General features: G+C 28.7%; 9 protein-coding genes and 1 pseudogene. 6 read left to right on the forward strand and 4 right to left on the reverse strand.

Going from position 1 to position 8357, the window contains the following annotated elements:
• Window positions 1-138: 138 nt before the first annotated feature.
• The gene (locus tag ACTG3S_RS03750; protein WP_439128035.1) at window positions 139-990 is read left to right on the forward strand and encodes a hypothetical protein; all 852 of its coding nucleotides are present in this window, start codon (window positions 139-141) and stop codon (window positions 988-990) included.
• Between the two features lie 97 nt (window positions 991-1087).
• Entirely contained in the window at window positions 1088-2071 is a 984-nt protein-coding gene (locus ACTG3S_RS03755; RefSeq protein ID WP_439128036.1) for a glycosyltransferase family 4 protein, read from the forward strand.
• Between the two features lie 59 nt (window positions 2072-2130).
• On the opposite strand, the gene ACTG3S_RS03760 is transcribed toward ACTG3S_RS03755, so the two are convergent.
• Window positions 2131-2478, reverse strand: coding sequence for an arsenate reductase family protein (locus ACTG3S_RS03760; protein WP_439128037.1), 348 nt, complete (start codon window positions 2476-2478; stop codon window positions 2131-2133).
• Between the two features lie 40 nt (window positions 2479-2518).
• On the opposite strand from ACTG3S_RS03760, the gene ACTG3S_RS03765 reads away from it, so the two are divergent.
• Both ACTG3S_RS03765 and ACTG3S_RS03770 read left to right on the forward strand, forming a co-directional pair.
• Window positions 2519-2974, forward strand: a complete 456-nt coding sequence (locus tag ACTG3S_RS03765) for a DinB family protein (protein ID WP_439128038.1) — start codon at window positions 2519-2521, stop codon at window positions 2972-2974.
• Between the two features lie 181 nt (window positions 2975-3155).
• Window positions 3156-4304 carry a cystathionine gamma-synthase gene (locus ACTG3S_RS03770; protein ID WP_439128039.1) on the forward strand — a complete coding sequence of 383 codons (1149 nt, stop codon included), beginning with the start codon at window positions 3156-3158 and terminating at the stop codon, window positions 4302-4304.
• A gap of 277 nt (window positions 4305-4581) precedes the next feature.
• Here the strand turns inward: ACTG3S_RS03770 and ACTG3S_RS03775 are convergent, their stop codons facing one another.
• From ACTG3S_RS03775 to ACTG3S_RS03785, 3 genes are all read right to left on the reverse strand, one after another.
• Complete coding sequence (locus ACTG3S_RS03775) at window positions 4582-5196, reverse strand: deoxynucleoside kinase (RefSeq protein ID WP_439128040.1); 615 nt, start codon at window positions 5194-5196, stop codon at window positions 4582-4584.
• Window positions 5197-5260: 64 nt separating this feature from the next.
• The gene (locus ACTG3S_RS03780; protein ID WP_439128041.1) at window positions 5261-5938 is read right to left on the reverse strand and encodes a response regulator transcription factor; all 678 of its coding nucleotides are present in this window, start codon (window positions 5936-5938) and stop codon (window positions 5261-5263) included.
• Window positions 5931-7529, reverse strand: a complete 1599-nt coding sequence (locus ACTG3S_RS03785) for a sensor histidine kinase (protein WP_439128042.1) — start codon at window positions 7527-7529, stop codon at window positions 5931-5933. The genes ACTG3S_RS03780 and ACTG3S_RS03785 overlap by 8 nt, the downstream gene beginning before the upstream one ends.
• 120 nt (window positions 7530-7649) lie before the next feature.
• On the opposite strand from ACTG3S_RS03785, the gene ACTG3S_RS03790 reads away from it, so the two are divergent.
• Entirely contained in the window at window positions 7650-8006 is a 357-nt protein-coding gene (locus ACTG3S_RS03790; protein WP_439128043.1) for a hypothetical protein, read from the forward strand.
• 3 nt (window positions 8007-8009) lie between these two features.
• Window positions 8010-8357 (forward strand): annotated as a pseudogene (locus ACTG3S_RS03795) (GLPGLI family protein); the annotation flags it as partial.

Below are 8357 nucleotides of genomic sequence, written 5' to 3' on the forward strand. Positions count from 1 at the left end.
TGTATTTTCAAGAAACATTTTGTAATTTTAGGCTTTATATTTATAAATTTACGTTACTTTTATTTGCAACAAATTTAGCAATATTTACGAGTAATATATAATTTATATCAAATTCATTTTACCTATAAACTAGAACTTATGCACAAAAAATTGGAAAGTGATTTAGTGAGTTTAGCGCACAGTATTTTACAAATGAAAAACAGAACAAATGTTTTTGCATTAAAAGAAAAAGCGCAAGAAGTTTACGAAAAACTATCGTTACTTGCTTTTGTAGAAGAGTATGTAAATAACACACCAAATAATAAGGAAAGTAAAGAAACTTTAATTTCAACAATAGAAAAAGCGATAGAAAACAAAGCAAAAGTTTTAGAAAATACTTTAGAAAATGATGATGAAGAGTTGGATGAGAAAGTAGTACATAACCTTGAAGATGAGTATTTAGAGATTGAAAATGAAAAGTTAACGGCAGAAATTGGTGATGGCTTCGAAGAGGAAGAAAATGAAAGTACTAAGGAAGAAGTTGTAAATGAAAACGAATATTTAGAAGTAGAAAAAGAGGAAATAGAAGAAGAAATAGAACAACCCTTTGATGAATTAGAAGGTTTAATTTTTGGTGATGTAAAACCTCAAAACTTTAAAGATGACCCTAAAGATGTAGGTAAAGTACCGAGTTTAGAAGACGAATTAAAAGACACGATTCCTGTTGATGTAATGGCAAATTTGTTTGAGCCTGTAAAACAAAAATCTTTAAACGACCAATTACAAGGGAATATTCAAATAGGTTTAAATGACAGAATTGCATTTGTAAAAAACCTTTTTAATGGTAGTCAAGAAGATTTTAACAGAGTAGTATCACAACTCAACACTACCAAAACAGAAAAAGAAGCTAAAAAGTTTATCAATAAAATGGTAAAACCAGATTACAATTGGGCTGATCATGAGGATTTAGAAAATCGATTTATGGAAATAGTAACACGTAAATTTGCTTAATACAATTCAATGTTTTGAGTTTAACACTCAAAATTAAGTAATAATGTCATTTCGATTTTATGGAGAAATCTTACAAATATATTATCTAAATTAAATTTTGAAACCCATTTTAATACATACACATTTTCATAAAAGGAGAACTGGGGTTACCAGAAGTATAGAAAATGTACTCCCTTTTTTTAAGCAACAATTTGAAACCTATTTGTATGGTTTTGGTGCAAATGGTACACATTTAACTTCTAAGCAATTGAGGCAGTTTTTATTTTCTGACAGAAAAGTAGTGGTACATTGCCATAGAAATAACGAAATTATTAGAATGCTTGTTTATAGAGGCTTGGGGGCAAAATTCACCTTGGTGGCTACACGTCATGCAGAAACAAAACCTTCTGGACTAACTTTAAAACTTTTAAAAAGCGCAGATAAAGTAATTACTTTAATACAAAGTATGAGTATTAATTTAGGTATCAATAACATCATTGTTGGTCATGGAGTAACTATAGAAAAATTTAAGCCTAAAGAAAATATTCAATTAGAAAATGTGTCACAAAAAAACGTTATTCTTTGTGCAGGTAGAGTAAGAAAAGCAAAAGGACAAGTGGTTTTATTAGAAGCTGCAGCAATTTTAAAAGAACACAAAGATTGGGCTTTAGTTGTTGTGGGTAAAGTAGATAAACCTGCTTTTTTAGACGAATTAAAAACAATTGCCCAAAAACATACTATTGAAAATCAAGTGTATTTTATAAACGAAACCTCAGATATTGTTAGCTATTACCAAGCTGCAAAATTGGTAGTTGTGCCAAGTTTTTCTGAAGGTTTTTCTTTAGTTACTGCAGAAGCTATGTCTTGTGGTTGTACTGTTATGGCTACAAAAAATGTCGGTGTTCATTCATCATTAATAACAAATAATGCAAATGGATATTTGTTTGAGGCTGGAAATGTAAACGAATTGAAAAATTTATTAACGCAATTTATCACCAAAAAAATACCAGATTTAGGTGAACAAGCAAGAGTAGAAATTGAAGCAAACTGGAGCGCACAAAAAGAAGCAGAAAATCTAATGAAAGTATATAATTCGAATTAAATTCAATTTAAATAAATTTTAAAAAGCCTCAAAAAATTATTTTTTGAGGCTTTTAAATGTTATCCAATTTTATCCTTAAGTGCAGCAATTACTTTTTTACTGTTTCCAATAAAAATTTCATCATCTACAATAAAAACAGGGCGTTTTAAAAAAGTGTATTCTTCTAGCAGATAATTTTTGAAATCATCTTCTGTTAAATTTTTGTTTTTTAAATCTTTAGAAGCATACAATCTCGCTCGTTTGTTAAATAAAACTTCATAACTTTTAGAAAGTTGATACATTTCTTCTAACTGTTCTTTATTTATAGGGTTTGTTTTAATCTCCTGCTCTTTAAAACCAGTTGTATTTACTTCTTTTAAAATTCTTCTACAAGTATCGCAAGTTTTTAAAAAATATACTTTCTTCATATTAATCAATTATATTTGTGATATCAAAAATAAGATAAAAATGAAGACACAATTCGATGTTTTAAGAAAATCTCGCGAATTAGTAATTAAAGAATTAGAAGGTTTAACATTAGATCAGATTCATGAAATTCCAGAAGGATTTAAAAATAATATTGCATGGAATGTAGCGCATTTAGTAGTTACGCAGCAATTGTTACATTATAAATTATCTGGTTTAAACTGTTTGTGTCCAGATGATTTAATAGAAACTCACAAAAAAGGAACTACACCTACTAAAACTTTTACAGAGGAAGAGTTTGAAGAGGTAAAAGAATTACTAGTCGGTTTGCCAGATACCTTAGAAGAAGATTTTGAAGCTGGTATTTTTGAGAATTATAATGAATACCCTACAAGCACAGGTTTTGTGCTAACTTCTATAAACACAGCAATCGCTTTTAATAATTTTCATGAAGGGATACATTACGGAATTATAAGGGCTATTAAAAAACATGTATAATTTTTTTAGAAGCTAATCACGCTTTCCATTATATCTTTTTTTTAGGCTAATTTAATTTGAGTAATTTATTATCTGGGGTTTGCCTCTTTTTTATAAAATTTATTCATTCAAAAAAAAGTAAAAAAAAGGATGCCATTACAATCGTGGCTAAACTTGTTTGCTAACTTTTAGAAAACTAAAAATGAAATTCAATACGAAAACTATTCATGGAGGTCAAAAATCAGAACCCACAACAGGTGCTATAATGACGCCTATTTTTCAGACTTCTACTTTTGCACATTCGGTTCCTGGTGAAGCGCAAGAATACGAATACGCAAGAGGTAAAAATCCCACAAGAACAGCATTAGAAAATAGTTTTGCTGCCATAGAAAATGGTACTCATGGTTTTGCATTTTCTTCTGGGTTGGCTGCTATAGATTGTATTTTAAGAACTTTAAACCCTGGTGATGAAATTATAGCTGGAGATGATTTATATGGAGGAACTTATAGAATGTTTACCCAATTATTTCAAAAATATGGGTTAGAGTTTACCTATGTAGATATGAATTCTGTTGCAAATGTTACAGCAGCTATTACCAAAAAAACAAAATTGGTTTGGTTAGAAACACCTACAAATCCGTTAATGAAAATTGCAGATATCAAAGCAATTACTTTGGCTGTTAAAGATGTAAACGTAAACATTAAAATTGCTGTAGATAATACTTTTGCAACACCTTATTTACAGCAACCATTAATATTAGGTGCAGATATTGTAATGCATTCTGCTACTAAATATTTAGGAGGTCATTCAGATTTGGTAATGGGTGCTTTAATAGTTAAGGATGCAAAATTAGCCAAAGATTTGCATTTTATACAATTTGCTGCTGGTGCCATTGCTGGTCCTATGGATTCTTTTTTAGCTTTAAGAGGCATAAAAACCTTACACGTAAGAATGCAAAGACATTGCGAAAATGGATTGGCTGTTGCTCAGTTTTTAGAAAATCACTCAAAGGTTGGTAAAGTGTATTATCCTGGTATAAAAAATCACCCGAGTTACCCTATTGCAAAAAAACAAATGAAAGATTTTGGGGGTATGGTTTCCTTTAAATTAAAAGACGAAAGTAAAAAAGCCACTTTTAAATTTTTAGAGAACACGCGTATTTTTACACTTGCAGAATCTTTAGGAGGTGTAGAAAGTTTGGTAAATCACCCAGTGACGATGTCTCATGCATCTATACCAGAACAAGAACGCTTAAAAATTGGTATTACAGATTCTTTAATTCGACTTAGTGTTGGCATAGAAGATATAGAGGATTTACTAGCAGATTTAGACAATGCTTTAAACGCATAGTTTTTACTAATTTTAATACTTGTATTTTTTTAAATAAAATTTTTTATGATAAGACCCTTCAGGTTTTAAAAATCTGAAGGGTCTTATTGATACTATTTTACTCAAAAAAGTTATTTTTACAAATTGATAATTAGCGATTAAACCCTTTTGGGATTTAATTTTTATTGGTTTGAGTGATTGCGTTAGGGATTGAAGTGGAAATCCTTTTGTGTTTTTTAGCACAAAAGATTGCAACGTAAAGCCCGCTCGAACGCCCAAAAAATTAAAAAAATGTTTTTTAAAATAAACCGTTAATTTGAGAATCTATTCTGTCTATTATATAACCTAAATCTTCTTGATTACTTACAAAATCTAAATTATCTACATTAATTACCAGTAATTTACCTTTAGTGTATTTAGAAATCCACGCTTCATAACGCTCATTCAATCTGCTTAAATAATCAATAGAAATAGAGTTTTCGTATTCTCTACCACGTTTGTGAATTTGACCTACTAAGGTAGAAATGTCTGCACGTAAATAAATTAATAAATCTGGTGGAGAAACCAAATTTTCCATCAACTCGAATAATGAGGAATAGTTGCTATAATCTCTATTGGTCATTAAACCCATGGCATGCAAATTGGGTGCAAAAATATGGGCGTCTTCGTAAATAGTTCTGTCTTGGATGATATTTTTACCTGTTTCTCTTAATTCTAAAATCTGTCTGAATCTACTATTTAGAAAATAAACCTGTAAGTTAAAAGACCAACGCTCCATTTCTGTGTAAAAATCATCTAAATACGGATTTTCATCTACAGACTCATAATGAGGTTTCCATTTGTAATGTTTGGCTAAAAGTTTGGTTAGCGTAGTTTTACCTGCGCCAATATTACCTGCAATTGCAACGTGCATATATAAAATTAATAAGATTAAAAAGGGTTGTTAAAGGTACACATTTTTTGCAATTAGAAAAGGGTTAACAGATTAATTTATAACCAAAACCGCGTACGTTTAAAATTTGTATATTTTCGTCTTTTTGAAGCTTCTTTCTTAATTTGCTGATGAAAACATCCATACTTCTAGCGTTAAAAAAATCATCATTACCCCATAATTTATTTAAAATAAACGTTCTATCTAAAACTTCGTTTTTTTTCTGATGTAGGTAAAAAAGCAATTGTGCTTCTCTGTGTGTAAGTTGCTGTTCTGTATCAGAAAAAGTGAGTATTTGTTTGGTGAAATTGAAAGTGTAGTTGCCTATTTTTAAGTTTTCTGCGTCACTTTTTAATGCAATTCTGTTTAATAGCGCTTTAATTCTTACAATTAATTCTTCCATAGAAAAAGGCTTTTTTAAATAATCATTTCCACCATGTTCAAAACCTTCTAAAACATCGCTTGTTTGTGATTTTGCCGTTAAAAATATAATAGGTATTGCCTTATTTTCTTGTCTAATTTCTTTCGCCAAAGAAAACCCATCTTTTTTTGGCATCATTACATCTAATACTAAAATATCTAATTTTTCTTTCTTGTAAATTTCGAAAGCTTCCTCGCCATTTTCTGCATGAAAAACGGTAAAATTTCTAGACTCTAAACTTTCTTTTACAATCATGCCTAAGCTAGCTTCGTCTTCTGCTAATAAAATTTTTATATTACTCATTGGGCAAGCTTATTTTAAATATAGTGTTATTTTTTGTGGGTAATAAAGTTAGTGTACCTGTGTGTTTTTCTATAATTTTTTTACAATAGTACAAACCAATACCAAAACCTTTTACATCATGTGTGTTGCCTTTTGGTACTCTATAAAATTTATCAAAAACTTTGTTCTGTTGGCTTTTTTCTATTCCTTTTCCATTATCTGCAACAGCAATTTCTACATTATTTAAAAAAGAATTTATGTTAATTTCTATATCGTTTCCACCATACTTTACAGCATTGTCAATAAGATTAGATACTACATTTTCGAAATGAAAAGCATCAATATTAAGATAAATTGGTTCTAAATTTGTAGAAAAAGATATTTCTTTTTCTTTAGAAATTATTTGATGTTTGGTTACCTGTTTCTCAATGATATCTACAATATTAATTTTTTCTTTTTTTAGAATTAATTGTTCACTATCAAGAGTAGCTGTTTCTAGCATTTTTTCTACCATTTGATGCAATTTTTTTAACTGAACCGCAGACATAGAAAGGTATTTTTTTGTTTTTTCTTTATCGTTTAAAACATTAAAACTTTCTATAGCTTCTATGGCAGTTGATACAGTTGCAATAGGGGTTTTAAACTCGTGTGTAATGTTGCTAATTAAATCGTTTTTAATAGCGGCTAATTCTTTTTGCTGATTGATAACTTTAAGTAAATAAAACAAAGAAGCAATTACTGCTAGTGATAATAATAATGATAAAAATATACCAAAAAAACTTCTTTTTATTGCCTCTGAAATTGGGTTGTTATAATACAATTGAAACGATTCATTTTCATTAGAAAACGTAGATTTAGAGCTTACAAAGTAGTTGCTACTTTTTAAAAGAGAATCTTTTGTTTGATGAAATAACGTATCATTTTTTAAATGATGAAAACTCGTTTTTAGGTCAATTCCCTTTTGGGTTAATTGGTTTTCTATTAAAGAATCAATTTTTTGATAACTAATAGATTGATCAAAAAAAGAAATAAAAATAGGACTTAAATTACCAATGACCTTTAGACTATCTGCAGCTTTTTTTCCTTTAAAATATTTTATAGCAGTTTTAGAACCATCTGCATTCATCGTAATCCCCTTTTTACCGTCTATAAATTGCGTAAAAACTTTATCTTTCTTTTGTTTTTTAGCAATTATACTATCTATTTCAGCGTTAAAATTAGTAACAAATTCTTTGGTAGAATTCATCATAGAATCTATCTTTTCTTTTGATAAATTATCAGTAGAGGTTATTTTTATATTGTTAATAGTAACTTTTGGTTTTCCTTTTTCAGCGTTTTTTTCTTTTAACTTTTTTAAAATATTACCAATAGAACTCTCTTTAATTGTTTTACTAGTATCGAATTTGTTTTCTACAATTGTTAAAAATTTATTTTTTGCTAAAGATGCATAATATTCTTCTATAGCATTGTCTAAACTTAACTGAATTTCGTTCGTAACCTGCCTTTTATTTTCTTCGTAATTTTTGTAGTTCCAATAAAATTGGATGGCAATAGTTGCAACTATAGTAGTTGCAATTAAGTATAAAATCCATTGCTGTTTATTTGCTTTCATGTTACAAATATAGTTTCTAAAAATTATAAAATCAGTCAGTTAACACACGTTAACACTCGTTAACTGTAAAATGTTCTGTTGTGTTGCATCTTTGTAGTGTTCAACTTAAAAAACAATATTATGAAAAAACTATTCACCTTATTTTTACTATTTATTTCACTACTTATCAATGCTCAAGATAGCAAAACAAAAGCAACTTATTCTAAAGATGAAATTTCTAAAATCACATCACTATCCTATTCATCAACTTCAATAAAAGATTTAGAAAAGTTAAATTGGAATGATATTAAAACTATTTTTGAAGGCAACAAACCTGACGAAAAAATTGCCTTGAGTTTCGAACTAGATTTAAAAGAGTCTAAGAATAAATTCAAAGGAAAAATGGAAGTCTCTGGAGAAACAAAAAATATTGATTCATTAATATTTAAATCAAAAAAAATAATAAAAAAACTAATTAAAATAGCTAAAAACCAATAAATTATGAAAACTCTATTCACAACATTTGCATTTTTGATGGTACTATCTTTAAATGCACAAAACTTTCAAGGAAAAGCAATCTATAAAACTAGTAGAAAGTCGAACGTTAAATTTGGGAATGATAAAAAATCAACCATGTCTGACGAAATGAAACAGCAATTACAAGCGCGATTGCAAAAAATGAATCAGAAAACATATATTTTAGATTTTAACAAATACGCATCAGTTTATAAACAAGATGTTTCCTTAAATGCACCAAGACCTCAAGTTGGTGGTGCTCAAATAAAAATGATTTCTTTAGGTGGTGGAAGTGGTTCTGTACTATATAAAAACATAAAAGAAAAGCGTTAT

Source organism: Polaribacter sp. (assembly GCF_965656025.1).
Classification (GTDB): Bacteria; Bacteroidota; Bacteroidia; order Flavobacteriales; family Flavobacteriaceae; genus Polaribacter.